Below are 15,733 nucleotides of genomic sequence, written 5' to 3'. Positions count from 1 at the left end.
AAGCTCTGTAACGGCGTTCTTTCTTCGCAAGATCCTGATCGAGTCCGAACCGCATGCCTTTTCCCGATACCGTCCCGTCTCTCAGTCGCGCTCTGGCGGCACGCGGATATGAAACGCCGACCGCCGTGCAGGAAGCTGTGCTGCAGCCGGGCCTCGAAACACGGGATCTGCTTGTTTCCGCCCAGACGGGATCGGGCAAGACGGTTGCCTTTGGTCTGGCCTTTGCCCCAACCCTTATTCCCGAGGGGAGCGAACGCCTGCCCCCCGCCAACAGCCCGATGGCTCTGGTCGTGGCGCCAACGCGCGAACTGGCCCTGCAGGTGCAGACCGAACTCCAGTGGCTCTATGCCGAGACCGGCGCACGTATCGTAAGCTGCATTGGTGGCACCGATGCCCGTCGCGAAGCCCGCAACCTGTCAAACGGCGCTCATATCGTTGTCGGCACACCTGGCCGCCTGTGCGACCATCTGTCTCGCGGCGCACTGAACCTGTCTGATCTGCGTGTAGTCGTACTCGACGAAGCAGATGAGATGCTCGATCTGGGCTTCCGCGACGAGCTGGAGCAGCTCCTGGATGCTGCCCCGGTCGAACGCCGCACGCTGCTGTTCTCGGCGACTATCGCCAAGGAAATCGCCAATCTGGCACGTCGCTTCCAGAAGAATGCCGAGCGAATCAACACCGCCTCGACTTCCAAGCAGCATGACGACATCACCTATAAATGCGTGCTGACTGCGCCCAATGATATCGGCCGTGGCATCGTCAATGTGCTGCGCTTCTACGAGAGCCCGACAGCCATGCTGTTCTGCAACACGCGCGCCATGGTCGCACAGGTGCAGGCAGCCCTTGTCGAGCGCGGCTTCGCCTCGGTCGCAATCTCGGGCGAAATGGGTCAGAACGAGCGTTCACGCGCCATCGAGGCCCTGCGTTCCGGCGTGGCACGCGTCTGCGTGGCGACCGACGTTGCCGCTCGCGGTATCGACATTCCGGCTCTGTCTCTCGTCATTCACGCCAACATGCCGAGTGAAGCCGCAACTCTGCTGCATCGCTCTGGCCGCACAGGTCGTGCAGGACGCAAAGGTACCTGCGTGGTCATGGTGCCGCTGAGCCAGCGCCGCAAGGCAGAGCGCCTGCTCACTATGGCCAAGATCAGCAATGCTGAATGGGAGAGTGTTCCGTCCGCTGATGCGATCCTCGAACAGGATGCCAAGCGCCTGATGGAAGACCAGACGCTCTTTGCGCCGTCCCAGGCCAACGAGGATGTTCTGGCTTCCAAACTGGCCGAGACGCACGATTCGCATCAGTGGCAACCGCACTGGTACGCCTTTACAAGAGCCGCCTGCCAAGTGTTGAGAATATTCGCCCTGTCAGCGTCGAGGCGCCTGCTCGTGGCATGCGTGACGATCGCGCCCCGCGTGAATTCACCGGCCGTATTGATCGCATGGGTGGCGAGTGGTTCAGCTTGGCGATTGGCCGCACCGAGCGCGCCGATCCGAAATGGCTGGTACCGCTGATCTGCCGCCTGGGCGGCGTGACCAAGAGCGAAATCGGCGCCATCCATATCGACACGGATCATACCCTCTTTGAAATCGCACCAGACAGCGCTGAGCGTTTCCGCTCCTGTGTTGCCGGTGCCGATGCCGACGAAGCCAAGATCGAGCCGGCTTCCGCACCGACCGGCCCGTCTGCCCCGCCACGTGGTCCACGCCGCCCCCGTGAAGGCGGATTCGCCCCCCGTGGCAAGGGTGGTTTCCGTGGAGGAGACCGGGGTGGTGATCGCGGTGGCGACCGTGGCGGCGATCGACCGGCCTTCCGCAAGAGCAGCGGTGTCGGCAACGGCAAGGGTTCGTCTCGCAAGCGCTACTGATGCAGGCCACATGACGCCCAGTGCAGCGTCACTTCCGATAAAGCATTAGAATCAGGGCACTGCCCTGTTCAGACGCCCCGCCCAAAGCGGGGCGTTTTTCGTTTTGAAGTCCAAAAAAGAAATAGCATATTGTTGCGAATGAAAATCAACTTCGTTTACTGAGTCTGTATTAATAGAGCGATTGATTCTCATCTCCGATACTATAATTATTATATTCGTTATTTCTATTGCGTGGTTTTATTTTTCATGCTTGAAGAGCGCCATAGAGCCAGCGACGGACAGCCATGTGCTGACCGGGCGCAACAGGACAGATATCAAGAAAGGAACATGCCATGCTTAAGGACCCGAAAGTCGTCGAGCATCTGAACATCCAGCTGACGAACGAACTGACTGCCATCAACCAGTATTTCCTCCATGCCCGTACCCTGAACCACTGGGGCGTAACCAAGCTCGGCAAGAAGGAATATGACGAGTCCATCGAAGAGATGCGTCATGCTGACTGGCTGATCGAACGTATCCTCTATCTCGGCGGCCTGCCGAATGTGCAGCGTCTGAACCAGATCCTGATCGGCGAAAGCGTCGAGGAAATTCTGGCCTGCGACCTGAAGCTCGAAGAAAAGGCTCTGGCCGATCTGCGCGAAGGCATTGCGTATTGCGAAAGCGTCCGTGACTACGTGTCACGCGATCTTCTGATCCGCATCCTCGCCAATGAGGAAGAGCATGAAGACTTCATCGACCGTCAGTTTGATCTGATCAAGCAGGTTGGCATCCAGCGTTACATCACGCTGAACTCTTCACCTGCCCCCGAGCAGACAGCAGAGTAAGATAGCAGCCTTCTCCGGCCAGCGTTGCGACGCATAGCCGGAAGATAAAGTCTGACTGACAGAAAACCCGGCAGCCTTCTGGCGTGCCGGGTTTTTTGCGTTTTGCGGATTCGGTCCGTTCAGGCGAAGGCGGCTGACCCGCCCCCCTGTTCGGCGTGCTGATACAGATGGGCATTTTCCTTGCGCTCACGCATCAGGCTACGCAGTGCGCACACAACACCGGGAACACAATTGCCGCACTGCGCCTTGCATCCCTTTGCGGCGTAGACATCCTTGGGTCTGGAAGCGCCCCGGCGGACCGCATCAGCGATATCATGATTGGTCAGGGCATTACACGAACAGACGATCATCAGCCATTCCACTTCAGAACGGCCCGACCGTAACAGCGTTTGAGAACCAATCGCAACTGTAAATTGCGAGTGATTCTTAAAAAATATCTCAGCTCAGGAGACGGCCTATAACCCTGGCCGTGTAATCCACAACCGGTACAATCCGACCGTAGTTGAGGCGCGTAGGGCCGATTACCCCGATTGCCCCTACAATCCTGTTGGTTTCGTTGCGCGCCGGAGCAACCACCATCGAGACGCCCGACATTCCGAAAAACCCGCTTTCCGCGCCGATATAGATTCGTACCCCATCCGAGTCCTGCGCGAGCTGCAACAGACGCAACATGGTTTCCTGCGCTTCGAGCCGCTCAAAGAGCATCTGGATCGTAGTCAGTTTCTCGATCTCGGTAATATCAGTGAGAAGATTACCCTGACCACGCAGATACAGCGTACCGTGCTGCTCATCCCACATGGCCAGGCCGCTTTCGATCACGCTGGCAGCCAGCGAGTCGAGATCTGATCTGTTCTGCTGAAGGTTTTCCGAAACGCGCTGGCGAAGTGCACTGAGTGTCACATCACCCAGAAGCGAGTTCAGATAGTTCCCCGCTTCGACCAAGGCGGAAGGAGGCAGACCGGGAGGAGTCTCGATCATGCGGTTTTCTACCTGACCATCAGCCGCTACCAGAATGACCAGAGCCTTTCCCGGCCCAAGAGCCACGAATTCGATATGTTTGAGTGCTCCGTCGCCTTTCGGTGCCAGAACCAGCCCGGCAGCCGCGGAGAGCCCCGACAACATTGACGAGGCTTCGGCAAGAGTTTCCTGCATCGAGCGCCCCTTGAGCGCCAATCTGCTGGCAATGTGAGCCCTTTCCACATCATCAAGGGCACCGAATTGCAAAAGCCCATCCACGAAAAGGCGAACACCTTTTTCTGTGGGAAGACGCCCAGCCGAAACATGAGGACTGAACAGGAGGCCCGCCTGGGTCAACTCAGCCATGACATTGCGAATGGTGGCGGGAGAAAGAGAAGGCGTAAGCCGCTGGGCAAGAGTCTTGCTGGCGACCGGATCACCCGTCTCCATATATTGCTCGACAATCTCACGCAGGATCTTGGCTGATCGGGCATCCATACCGCCCGGCAGGCTTGAAAGATCGATCATACACTGCCCTTTCACGTGACGTGCTCTACAGGAGGGGCCATGGTCCGACGGACTGTACCACCCGGATCTGGAGTCCTGTTCTTGACCCGCATCGCTGCCTTATACATCCATCCAGTCAAAAGCCTGCACCGCATTGACGTTGAGACACTGGATCTGGAACCCTGGGGACCAAAGGGAGACAGGCGCTGGCTGGTGGTTTCACCAGAAGGCATATTCATGACCCAGCGCCAGCATCCTGCCATGGCCCCTGTCAGGACCTTCCTTGACGCTGACGGACTCATCCTTTCAGCCGAGGCGGTTCCTCCCTTGCGACTTGCCCCTCCAGGCCCGGATGCATCTGTTCTCTCTGTCAGTGTCTGGAAGGACCGCAACATCGAGGCCCGTGATGCAGGAGAACAGGCCGCAGACTGGATGAGCAAGGTCCTGCAAACACCCTGTCGTATCGTCCATATGGCAACACCGGAACAGGCAAGACCCACCGGGTTCGGCAGTGTGAGCTTCGCCGATGGTTTTCCGCTTCTCGTAACCAGCACGGCCTCTCTTGCAGCACTGAACGAACGCCTTGACCAACCTGTACCCATGGAGCGGTTCAGACCCAATATTGTAGTCGAAACCGAAGCACCCTGGGCCGAAGATGAGTGGCGCATTCTGAAGATCGGGATGGTAGAGCTGGAACTTGTCAAACCATGCAGTCGCTGCATCGTCACGACCATTGATCAGGAAACCGGTCATATTCCTGTACCTCGTGAGCCACTCAGAACCATGACAGCGTTCCGACACCGACCAGGTGGAGTCATGTTCGGTCAGAACGCCATCATCCGTCGAGCCGGCGTTATTAGACTGGGTGATCAGGTCGAATGTCTCGCCTGAATTTTATGGCCAGAATTTTTGTCAATCGGAGCCTGACGCGCTAAGGCTTCTTTCCGATAGCGTGCACACGCCCGAACAGAAAGAATATCATGTCCAGCATCCGCCCCTCCGGCCGCAAAGCCGATGAAAACCGCGTTGTCTCGATCGAGCCGGGCTTTGCCCGCCACGCTGAAGGTTCGGTGCTGATCCGCGTAGGAGGTACGGAAGTTCTCTGCGCCGCCTCGATTGAAAACCGTGTACCGCCCTTCCTGCGCGGTCAGGGGCAGGGCTGGATCACTGCCGAATACGGCATGCTGCCCCGCGCCACTCACACGCGCGGCAATCGTGAAGCCGCCAAGGGCAAGCAATCGGGCCGCACACAGGAAATCCAGCGTCTGATCGGTCGCGCCCTGCGCGCCTGCGTTGACCTGCGTGCTCTTGGTGAAATGACCATCACACTCGATTGCGACGTGCTGAACGCCGATGGCGGCACACGCTGCGCGGCCATTACCGGCGCTTGGGTGGCCCTCGCCATTGCGCTCGACAAGCAGATCAAGGCTGGCACGCTCAAACGCTCGCCGCTGCGCGCTCAGGTGGCTGCCGTGTCTTGTGGCCTGACCGAAGCTGGCCCGGTGCTCGATCTGGATTATATCGAAGACAGCTCAGCCCAGGCCGATACGAATTTCGTCCTGACCAGCGAAGGCGGCATTGTCGAAATTCAGGGCACGGCTGAAGACGCGCCATTCAGCGAGGCCGAGTTCAATGCCCTTATGGCCTTGGCCAAGACAGGCACGTCACGCCTGTTCGATGCCCAGCGCGCCGCTCTTGAGAGCGTCAAGTGAGCAGCGAGCGGCGTCTGCAAAGGGGCGAGCGCATTGTGCTCGCCAGCCATAACAAGGGAAAGCTGGTTGAATTCCGCGCCTTGCTTGCCGAAAGCGGGATTGAAATTGTCTCCGCTGCCGAACTTGGACTAGCCGAGCCGGAAGAAACGGCAGACAGTTTTGAAGGCAATGCCGCCATCAAGGCTCTGGCTGCTGCAAAAGCTACCGGTTTACCCGCACTGTCCGACGATTCCGGCTTTTGCGTTGCGGCACTCGACGGTCGCCCTGGTGTTTATTCGGCACGCTGGGCCGGGCCAGACGGCAACATGACGCTCGCCATGCAGCGTGTTCACGACGAAATGGGCGCATCGCCCGACAAAAAAGCCGCTTTCGTCGCCGTACTCTGCCTTGCCTGGCCCGATGGTACAACACGCTTTACCGAAGGACGTTGCGAAGGCGAGGTCTGCTGGCCACCACGCGGTGATCAGGGTCATGGCTATGATCCGATCTTTGTCCCGCAGGGCGATTGCCGCAGTTTTGCCGAACTCTCATCTGATGAGAAGAATGCGACCAGTCATCGCGGGCGCGCATTGACCCGGTTTTTACAGAGCTGCGTAACCCCGGATCCTGTCTGACTATGTTTGGAGTTTTCATCATGAAGACAAGCTCGTTTCTCCTTATGGCCTGTGCGCTTGCCCCCTTCGTGACGAAGGCTCTTGCTGCACCGCTTTTCGACCCGACAGGATTTGAGCTGCGTGAAACGCAGCCTTTCAGCATCTCGGTGCAGCCAGCCACGGCACTCAGCTCTGCGCAGACAGTGTCCTATCGCCTGATGCCGGGCGGTATCATGCTCAGCAGTGAGGCCCGCAAACCAACTTCCTACCACGCCCGTCAACCCCGTACCGAGCTCTCGGAAAGCCGTATCTGGCGCGTGCAGGATGCTCCTGCTTTTCTCAGCGCGACCCTCCACATCGATCGCTTTCCCAAATCGGGACAGATTGTTCTGGCTGAACTCGGCCCTGATAACGACAGCGCACCTTTGCTGAGACTGATGGTTGACGGCGATCGAATAGTGCTCCGCGGCATGATTGACGATGCACCAGCCAGTGGCGTGACTGTCGGTACGGTTGACGCCACACATCAGGTGCATATTGCCCTTCAGACACAGGCTGACGGACAGCTGACCACCCTTGTCAATGGAACACAGAGCCAGCTGCATCTGACACGCCAGGCTCTCTCCATTCCAGTCGTGTTTCGTACAGGTGCCCATGCGGTTGAAGATATCGGAACGACACCTGACACTGTGACCGTCACCCTTACGGGTCTGAGCGCAAGCATGGTACTTCTGGCTCAGGCCTTCGCACGTAAGATCACAATACCAAATGCCACGAAAACAACAGCGGTCACGCGGTTGAATGCCCGTCTGATGGGACGGCGGCTAAGAAAGCGCGAGAGCGACTGGCCGCCCAGACCGTAGGCCGAAAGCCAGAGTGAATCAGAACAGAGATAGGTAACAAGCAGAATACCGAACTGCGGCAGTACCGGCCTGTGATGGTCTATGAACTGCGGAAAAAACGCTGCCGCAAAAAGCAGCAATTTCGGATTGCTGATTCCGACCAGAAAGCCATTACGATATAAGGTCCAGATACCTGTCCGACAGACGCGACTCTCTCCGCTGGGCAGTCTGGTCTGCTCATCGCTCGACCGCCACGCCTTTATTCCCAGATAAACAAGATAAGCCGCTCCCATATAACGGATGGCGTCGAACAGACGAGGCATGGCAACCAGAACAGCACCAACACCAGCCATCGAAAGTACAAGAGCGATAAGCAGTGCCGATACACAGCCGGCCATGGCAGCAGTGCTACGTTTGAAACCCACCTGCACGCTGCGGCTTAATGCGTGCATCATATTAGGCCCTGGTGTAGCCGAAATGAAGAAAACGGTGACTACAAAAAGCCACCAGGTCTGCATGGTCATGGATAGCATTCCACCTGCCTGAAACCGGAGAAGACAGAAACCGGCTTGCGATAGTCGATGATCGCGAAGCAGATCTGTATTTATCCCGTCAAAAAAATACCACGATCCGGGTCAGCCCTGATAGGCAATGATCTGCTCTTTTCCAAGCGGGGGAGGCATCAGGACCTGATACTTGTCAGATCTCCGGAAAACAGAACAGTTTTCTTCTATTCATCAATCTATATAACTAATAATTTTATATAAAAATAATAGTAGCAAAATATTGAAAAATTATCAGTGGAGTTATTCGTGTTTAACAAACATTATAAATAACTGGGTCAGGATAGGGACTCAAACTCAGAACGAAAGGTCAAAACCATGCGCGAATTGAATATCGTCGAAATTGACTCCGTCAGCGGCGCTGGCTTTTTCAGCAATTTTGGCTCTCAGCTTGGAAGTGCAATCGGCAACATCGTCGACTGGGCAAGCACCGCCATAAACGGTTCTGCACCGAAGGCGAGCGCGCTTACTCCAGCCACTACACTCGGAACCGGTATTGGCGAAGTTGTCGATACCCTTGCATCACGCAACCTGAACGGCGTTCCACAAGCCGTTCAGACAATAGGGCTTGGTATTACTGGGATCATCGCAGCAGCCAAGGCCAATCAGGCCTGACAGGTTCCGGTCTGGCGGGTCAGGCATTGTCAGCCTGCCAGACCGGTATTTCAGTCATCCATATCTATGCGTGAGTCCCGGATTTTTGACCCGAATGCCTACCTCTGATGTCTTCTGATCTTTTCAGACAGGAGTCAATCGACGCTCGACGTCATTCCTGGCTTGGCCGGGTTCAAGTTATCCAGCCCCTCTCCTTCCGTCTTGTTGCCTTTGCCACACTCATCCTGTGTCTTGCATTGGCGCTATATGTAGCACTCGGCGTCTATACACGGCGTGTTCATGCTACAGGATATATGGCACCGCCTTCAGGCCTCATCACAATCGCCGTCAATTCCACAGGCGTCATATCTGCCAGAATGCCGAGGAGGGCAGACACGTCCATAAAGGTGACGTGCTGTATGTCATCAACATCGAATCCACATCCAGCTCTGGTCCGACGCAGGAACGGGTACTCAACCAGCTTCGTCAGCAAAGTGCGATTCTGAGAAAACAGAAAGCACTCAGGATCAAGGATGGCCCGATCGAAAAAACATCTATCGCGACGCAGATCCGCTTTCTCACCCAGCAGCATGAAGAAATTCGGCACCAGATCGATAATGACAACAAGGTCCTGCCCGTCGTGGAATCGGCAATGAAAAAAATGCAGGCCGCAAAGACCGAGCATATCGTCACAGAGACACAGTTTCAGAACCAGCTCTATACTTATGCACAGCTACTCAGCAGTCATGCACAGTTCCTGCAAAATCTCTCCGGTATCGAAGGCCAGATAGCCGATCTTACAACCAGGCTCATACGCTATGACAGTCAACAGGCTCACGATCTGAACGACCTCGACAAACAGATTGCCCAAATCGATCAACAAACCATCGAAAGCGAGGCCCAGCGAAGCAATGTAGTCATCGCTCCTGATGATGGCATTCTAACCGCCATTCGGAGCAATCGCGGTCAGCATGTCCAGGCCGGACAGACACTCGCCACACTTCTGCCTACAGGACATACGCTTGAAGCGATGCTGTTCGTCAGCAGTGCTTCGATCGGCTTCTTACACGAAGGCGAACCGGTTCTGCTTCGCTATGACGCCTACCCCTATCAACGCTTTGGCCTTTACCGCGGCACAGTGGTCGAAGTTACGCGGGCTCCTGTTTCAGTGACTGAAATCAGCGGAACAGCCAATAGCGGTTCGCCTCCCGCACCTGTCAGACAGGGTAACGACGTCGCCCAGAACCTGTATCGCATACGTATCCTGCCCGATAAGCCCTATGTCATGGCTTATTCAAAACGAAAGCCACTACAGGCAGGAATGGCGGTTCAGGCAGATATCGCCATTGACACACGGAAACTCTACGAATGGCTTTTCGACCCTCTGATCAGCGTTCGTGACGATATCTACATGGTCAGTGGTGGAATGGTGCGTGGACGATGAAAGCGCTTAACGCGATTGAGTTCGGCTTTCAGTCAAAAACACCGGTGATCCTGCAGGTTGAAGCTGCTGAATGCGGCATGGCCTGCCTGGCCATGATCATGGGTCATCACGGCAATCGCATCGATCTGCCCACACTGAGACGGCGTTTCTCGCTTTCAATCAAGGGTAGCACACTGAAAGATCTGATGATGACGGCTGACCGGGTCGGGCTTGCAACCCGCGCCGTACGTCTTGATCTGGATGAGCTGTCCGGTCTGCGTCTGCCATGCATCCTGCACTGGAGCCTGACCCATTTTGTCGTTCTGACAAAAGTCTCCGGCAACAAAATTGTCATCCACGATCCCGCCTTCGGTCGACGCGTACTCGGTCTCGATGTCGTTTCACGTGAATTTACCGGCATAGCGCTCGAAGTCTTTCCAAACGAGAATTTCCGCAAAGAAGATGCACGGGAAACCCTGCGTCTGCGTGACCTGTTTCAGCATATCTCGGGACTGCGTTCGTCGCTTCTGATGCTTGGGGTTCTTTCTCTTGGGCTGGAAGCTATTGCCATTATCATGCCGATGGTTTCACAGGTGATCATCGATGAAGTCGTGGTGACATCCGACCATGAATTGTTGATTACCATCGCTTCCGGAGTGGCGCTCCTCCTCCTTTTGCAGTTGCTGATCTCCTGTGTGCGACAATGGTCGGTGCTCATTCTTGGCACCCGTGTCGGGCTGCAGTGGAGTGCAGGGTTGTTCAACCATCTGTCACGCCTACCGCTCGATTATTTTACAAAACGCCATGTGGGCGACGTTCTTTCTCGCTTCAACGCGATTGCCTCAATCCAGAAAACCATGACAACCGATATGGTCCAGACGATCATGGATGGTTTGATGGCTGTAGGCATGGGCATCATGCTGTTCATCTATGGCGGATGGCTGGGCGCCGTTGCTTTCGTAGCAGTCGCTCTTGATGTTGCCTTGCGTCTGTTTACCTATCGTCTTTATCGCGAGGCAAATGAAGAGCAGATTGTCTTCGACGCACGTCAGCAAAGCCATTTCATCGAGACCATCCGCAACATGGCCAGCGTCAAATTGCTGGGGTTACGCGAACGACGACGCGCATCTTGGCTTAACCTTATCATAGACAGCATCAATGTCCGGCTGCGCATACAACGTTATGACCTTGTCTACGGACGTCTTGCTGAACTGATTTTCGGGGCAGATCGCCTGATCATGATGGTGCTTGGCGCCTTTGCTGTCATGAAAGGAGCCATGACCGTAGGTATGCTGGTGGCCTTTCTCTCCTACAAGGATCAGTTTGCAGGACGGATTGGCAGCCTGATCAACAGCGCTTTCCAGATCCGCATGCTCAGCGTTCAGACTGAACGTCTGTCTGATATTGTCATGACAGCTACAGAGCCTCAGGAAGCTCCGTCCAGTCCTGTCAGCGGGACACCCGGCTCAGCAAGAGGTGCTCTCACCTGCGAAGATCTTTCTGCACGATATGGAGCCCATGATCCCTGGATTTTCCAGAATGTGTCGCTGAGCGTTCCAGCAGGACGCATTATTGCTATCGTCGGACCGTCAGGCTGCGGCAAAACCACTTTTCTCAAAGCACTCATGGGACTGATGGAAATCCCGAGTGGCCGGATCACGCTTGATGGTAACGACATCACAGCGCTGACCCTTGAGGGCTATCGCAACCGGATAGCCGGAGTCTTGCAGGATGATGGGCTGTTTTCGGGTTCAATTGCTGAAAATATCAGCGGTTTTGCAGAAGAACCTGATGAAAACTGGCTGAGGCAATGTGCCACCCATGCAGCTATCCTGCAGGATATCGAGCATATGCCTATGGGGTTTGATACGCTGATTGGCGATATGGGTGCCGGCCTCTCGGGAGGACAAAAACAACGTATTATTCTGGCCCGCGCCCTTTATCGCAAACCCGATATCCTGTTCCTCGATGAAGCAACCAGTCATCTGGACGAGACGACAGAGGCGCATGTTGCCTCGGCCTTACGGGAAATGCGGATCACCCAGATTATCGTCGCCCATCGTCCGGCCACCATCGCGCATGCAGACCGGATCTACGTCTTTCAGCCAGGCGGTATTCTGCAGGAATATATTCCACAGGGTCGGGTATCATAGGCCCTGCAGTAAAAAACGGTGGCCTGCAACTCAGCCTTCCAGAGATTGCAGCTCGAATAGACGACGATAAATTCCTCCCTCACGCTGGACCAGTTCACCATGCGTCCCGTCTTCCATCAGCTTGCCTTTGCTGAATACGAGAATGCGATCAAGTTCCATAACGGTTGAAAGGCGATGCGCAACGACAATCACTGTGCGCCCCGCCATGAGTCGATGCATGGCTTCCTGCACCAGGACTTCAGATTCAGAATCCAGACTGGAAGTGGCCTCATCGAAGATCAGCAAGGGGGCGTCAGCAAGAAAAGCGCGGGCAATGGCTACGCGCTGACGCTCGCCACCCGACAGCTTTACACCGCGCTCACCAACAAGCGTGGCATACCCATCAGGCAGCCGCTCGATGAAGGCGCTGGCATTGGCAAGACTGGCCGCACGTTCGATTTCCGCCTGGCTGGCACCGGGACGGCCATAGGCAATATTCTCCGCCAGAGAACGATGAAACAGCATCGGTTCCTGGGGTACTATGGCAATACGGGCACGCAGCGAGTCCTGGGTTACATCACGCACATTCACATCATCAATCAGCACCCGGCCTTCGTTCGTGTCATACAGGCGCTGGATCAACTTGGTGAAGGTTGTCTTGCCCGAGCCGCTCGGCCCGACCAGAGCCACACGTGATCCGGGCGTAATGGTGACATCCAGATCCTCGTAAAGCGGCGTGTCCTGACCCGGATACTGGAAGGTAACCTTCTCGAAACGGACACGACCGGTTGTAAAGGCAGCCTTTTTCGCCCCCTTGCGGTCCTGAACGCCTGGTGCCTCGTCAAAAATTGCGACCAGTTCTTCCATTTCATTGACCGAACGCTGGACCTGACTGACCTGCTGGCCCAGATCGCGCAGATAGCCCTGCACCAGAAACACCATGGTCAGCACATAGGCGACATCACCCGGGCCCGCCTTGCCCTGCCACCACTGCCAGACAACCATGACCACCAGCAGCATACGCATGACCAGCGATGAGAAACCCTGGAGATTGGCGCTGTTTGTTCCCCTGATCCAGGTGCGGGCCGTACGCGCGCTCCATGCTTTCAGCACGCGTCCCAGACGACGTTCCTCACGCCGCTCTGCACCAAAGGCCTTGACCACGGCATTACAGGTCACCGCATCGGCAATCGCCGCCCCTACCTTGGTATCCCACCGATTGGCCGCACGCGCTGAGGGCGCCACATAACGCAGCGTCAGCATGACCGAGAGCCAGGTAAAAAGCACGACTGAAAGGGCCAGTACCGCTCCCATAAGCGGCGAGTGCCAGGCCAGAACCAGTGTCGTGCCCGTCAGGACCAGCACTTCAGGAGCAATAAGCAGAAGCAGCGTATCATCAAGTGTGTCGATGGCCCACATGCCACGCGTCAGCTTGCGCACGGTGGAGCCCGCGAAATTATTGGCGTGCCAGTCGGTCGAGAAACGCTGCACACGAGCAAAACCCTGAGACAGGGCGCGCTGCATGATCGCCAGACTCAGATGGGTAATTCCGAGATAGGAAGAACGACGCCCGAGCAACCCGATAAGCCCCAGGGCAATCAGCCCCCCTGCCATCATCAGCGCATCATTACGCAGAGCAAGCTGGGCAGCATCATGCGGCGCTCCCCCGCTATGGCTGGAGATATCGGTTACCAGTCGCCCTGAAAGAACGGGGGTCGCCACATCGGCAATCGTCGCCAGTGCAATGCCCAGCACCGTGCGTGCCAGAAAAGCCGGGTGCTCCAGCCAGCGGCGCATGACAAAGCGCACAATATCAACAAAGGCGATATCGCGCGGCTTTGTTCGGTGAGTGAGATCGGTCTGGTCGGGCTCGGACACGAAAGAAAGCTCCTCCGCCAGATGATTGAACCGGGCGGGCATACTGGAAGTCTTGATCGGGAAGCGCTTATTGTGGGGTTTCAAGCGTCCTTATGCAACATGATGAAACGGTTCTGATGTCTCTTCCTTCGGCCAAGCGTGCCATGACTCGCGCCCAGGCACGCGATTTCATCACTCTGCTCGCCCAGGCCAACCCCGATCCGGAAAGCGAGCTCGACTATAGCGACGCCTTCTCGTTGCTGGTTGCAGTCGTGCTCTCAGCCCAGGCAACAGACAAATCGGTCAACAAGGTCACTGCCGGATTATTTGCCGATGCGCCCGACCCCGCCGCTATGGTGGCACTCGGGGAGGAAGGCATAGCCAGCCACATACGCACTATCGGTTTGTGGCGCGCCAAGGCGAAGAATGTTCTCAGACTGTCGGAACAGCTGCTGGCCCTGCATGAGGGCGCCGTTCCCGCCGACCGGGCCGCACTAGAGGCTTTGGCAGGGGTCGGACGCAAGACAGCCAGTGTCGTTCTGAACGTCATGTTTGGCGAAAGCGCGATGGCAGTCGATACGCATATCTTTCGTCTCGGCAATCGCACCGGACTGGCACCGGGCAAGACCACGCGGGCTGTTGAAGAGGGTCTGATCAAACGCATTCCGCCCGATATGCTGCGCCCTTCACATCACTGGCTGATCCTGCACGGTCGTTATGTCTGCAAGGCACGCAGCCCCGAATGCTGGCGTTGCGTTGGGTTTACGCCTTGTCTTTTTCCCCTCAAGGCCCAGATGCTGAAGGCAAAAGGAGAGTCTGTATGAGCACATATATCATCTTCACCCGCGAAGAGACCCTCGATCAGAAGGAACTCGATACCTATTCCTCTCTCGTCGCCGAAACCTTTGAGGGCCATCCGATCAAGCCGATCGTAGCCTATGGCGACCAGAAGGCTCTCGAAGGCAGCGAGCCCGAAGGAGTTGTTGTCGTTGAATTCCCGGACAGAGCCTCCGCTCTGGCCTGGTACGATGGCGATGCCTACCGCAAGGTGCGAGAGCATCGTTTCCGCGGTGCAAAATATCGTGCGACCCTCGTAGAGGGCGTCTGATATTCTGCCCAAGCCTGACCGGATGACGCCATCCGGTCAGAAAACCTGCCTAATTCGAGCGCAGTGTCGGGATTGCCCCCATAGCGGCAAGGTCCCACCGGATCTGGAAGGGCTCAAGCCCCTGATAGGCCCCCACATGAATATAAGGATTACGCGCGAGGCCATTATTTCCTCCGAAAGCAATAACGTCGCCTGACTTCACCCGGTCGCCCTCTTTCACACGTATATCCTGCACATGGGCATATACGACCATCATCCCGTCATCACGCCGGAAAACTATCATGCCAGCAGGTGACTTGCCCGTTATACCGGGCCGATTGGTTACAGGATTGACGTGCACATAGGTCACAGTACCATCGAAAGGCGCATGAATACCCACATGCCAGCCGTACCAGTCCTTGTTGTTTCGCCCTGACCCTCTGAAGAGCTGAAAAAAGCCACCGGCCTTGGTCACACCGCCTACCACCATACAATCCGTACCGAGAGCATCGCCGACCGTGGTCATCTGACCAAGCGGATGTTCACTGCAGACAAAAGGTTGATCAAAAAGAGGGGCCAGCGTCACCTCACGAATGGCTTCCGGCTGACGGGCGATTTCCTCCAGACCAGGCGGGAGGTTCATCGCCTTGAGTTTTTCATGATAGGCACGCAGCAATGCCGTACTGGGGGTCGCTGAAACCTTCAGGGGCACTATGCCCAGAGAGAAGACGAACAAAAGCAAAAATCTTCTGACAGGCTTCATAGGGCACTCTTTTTT

At 56.3% G+C, this 15,733-nt stretch carries 14 protein-coding genes and 1 pseudogene; 10 read left to right on the top strand and 5 right to left on the bottom strand.

The features are described from left to right. Positions 1-53 precede the first annotated feature (53 nt). Positions 54-1,864, top strand: a pseudogene (locus tag JCM25354_RS16935) (DEAD/DEAH box helicase). A 332-nt stretch (positions 1,865-2,196) separates the two neighbouring features. Next, on the top strand, positions 2,197-2,688 hold the full coding sequence (bfr, locus tag JCM25354_RS05510) for a bacterioferritin (RefSeq protein ID WP_025885276.1): 492 nt from the start codon (positions 2,197-2,199) through the stop codon (positions 2,686-2,688). A gap of 119 nt (positions 2,689-2,807) precedes the next feature. Here the strand turns inward: bfr and JCM25354_RS05505 are convergent, their stop codons facing one another. Both JCM25354_RS05505 and hrcA read right to left on the bottom strand, forming a co-directional pair. After that, positions 2,808-3,038, bottom strand: a complete 231-nt coding sequence (locus tag JCM25354_RS05505) for a (2Fe-2S)-binding protein (RefSeq protein WP_025885275.1) — start codon at positions 3,036-3,038, stop codon at positions 2,808-2,810. 88 nt (positions 3,039-3,126) lie between these two features. Then, entirely contained in the window at positions 3,127-4,173 is a 1,047-nt protein-coding gene (gene hrcA, locus JCM25354_RS05500; protein ID WP_035446822.1) for a heat-inducible transcriptional repressor HrcA, read from the bottom strand. Between the two features lie 81 nt (positions 4,174-4,254). Between hrcA and JCM25354_RS05495 the strand changes: the two genes are divergently transcribed. The 3 genes from JCM25354_RS05495 (at position 4,255) to rdgB (ending at position 6,478) form a co-directional block, all read left to right on the top strand. Next, the gene (locus JCM25354_RS05495; RefSeq protein ID WP_025885273.1) at positions 4,255-5,043 is read left to right on the top strand and encodes an MOSC domain-containing protein; all 789 of its coding nucleotides are present in this window, start codon (positions 4,255-4,257) and stop codon (positions 5,041-5,043) included. Positions 5,044-5,141: 98 nt separating this feature from the next. Then, positions 5,142-5,864 carry a ribonuclease PH gene (gene rph / locus JCM25354_RS05490; RefSeq protein WP_025885272.1) on the top strand — a complete coding sequence of 241 codons (723 nt, stop codon included), beginning with the start codon at positions 5,142-5,144 and terminating at the stop codon, positions 5,862-5,864. Then, a complete protein-coding gene (gene rdgB, locus JCM25354_RS05485; RefSeq protein WP_025885271.1) occupies positions 5,861-6,478 on the top strand; it encodes an RdgB/HAM1 family non-canonical purine NTP pyrophosphatase in 618 nt (205 codons plus the stop codon). The genes rph and rdgB overlap by 4 nt, the downstream gene beginning before the upstream one ends. Before the next feature lie 715 nt (positions 6,479-7,193). On the opposite strand, the gene JCM25354_RS20585 is transcribed toward rdgB, so the two are convergent. Beyond that, positions 7,194-7,823, bottom strand: a complete 630-nt coding sequence (locus JCM25354_RS20585; RefSeq protein WP_084294649.1) for a LysE family translocator — start codon at positions 7,821-7,823, stop codon at positions 7,194-7,196. Between the two features lie 357 nt (positions 7,824-8,180). Between JCM25354_RS20585 and JCM25354_RS16930 the strand changes: the two genes are divergently transcribed. From JCM25354_RS16930 to JCM25354_RS05460, 3 genes are all read left to right on the top strand, one after another. After that, a complete protein-coding gene (locus JCM25354_RS16930) occupies positions 8,181-8,477 on the top strand; it encodes a hypothetical protein (RefSeq protein ID WP_025885268.1) in 297 nt (98 codons plus the stop codon). Positions 8,478-8,868: 391 nt separating this feature from the next. Beyond that, the gene (locus JCM25354_RS16925) at positions 8,869-9,900 is read left to right on the top strand and encodes an HlyD family efflux transporter periplasmic adaptor subunit (protein WP_243443921.1); all 1,032 of its coding nucleotides are present in this window, start codon (positions 8,869-8,871) and stop codon (positions 9,898-9,900) included. Then, on the top strand, positions 9,897-12,032 hold the full coding sequence (locus JCM25354_RS05460; RefSeq protein WP_025885267.1) for a peptidase domain-containing ABC transporter: 2,136 nt from the start codon (positions 9,897-9,899) through the stop codon (positions 12,030-12,032). The genes JCM25354_RS16925 and JCM25354_RS05460 overlap by 4 nt, the downstream gene beginning before the upstream one ends. Positions 12,033-12,062: 30 nt before the next feature. On the opposite strand, the gene JCM25354_RS05455 is transcribed toward JCM25354_RS05460, so the two are convergent. Continuing rightward, positions 12,063-13,931 carry an ABC transporter ATP-binding protein gene (locus tag JCM25354_RS05455; RefSeq protein ID WP_084294643.1) on the bottom strand — a complete coding sequence of 623 codons (1,869 nt, stop codon included), beginning with the start codon at positions 13,929-13,931 and terminating at the stop codon, positions 12,063-12,065. A gap of 74 nt (positions 13,932-14,005) precedes the next feature. Here JCM25354_RS05455 and nth point away from each other — a divergent pair, with 74 nt between their 5' ends. Together nth and JCM25354_RS05445 are read left to right on the top strand one after the other, a co-directional pair. Next, positions 14,006-14,692 (top strand): endonuclease III, encoded by a 687-nt coding sequence (nth, locus tag JCM25354_RS05450; protein WP_035446863.1) that lies wholly within the window; start codon positions 14,006-14,008, stop codon positions 14,690-14,692. Beyond that, positions 14,689-14,976 (top strand): DUF1330 domain-containing protein, encoded by a 288-nt coding sequence (locus JCM25354_RS05445; RefSeq protein WP_025885264.1) that lies wholly within the window; start codon positions 14,689-14,691, stop codon positions 14,974-14,976. Before nth ends, JCM25354_RS05445 begins: the two co-directional genes overlap by 4 nt. 49 nt (positions 14,977-15,025) lie before the next feature. On the opposite strand, the gene JCM25354_RS16920 is transcribed toward JCM25354_RS05445, so the two are convergent. Next, positions 15,026-15,718, bottom strand: a complete 693-nt coding sequence (locus JCM25354_RS16920; RefSeq protein WP_035446861.1) for a M23 family metallopeptidase — start codon at positions 15,716-15,718, stop codon at positions 15,026-15,028. Positions 15,719-15,733 lie beyond the last annotated feature (15 nt).

It is taken from the genome of Asaia prunellae JCM 25354 (assembly GCF_000613885.1).
Classification (GTDB): domain Bacteria; phylum Pseudomonadota; class Alphaproteobacteria; order Acetobacterales; family Acetobacteraceae; genus Asaia; species Asaia prunellae.
Note: the sequence above shows the minus strand (reverse complement) of the source record. Positions and strands in the feature narration are given on the sequence as shown.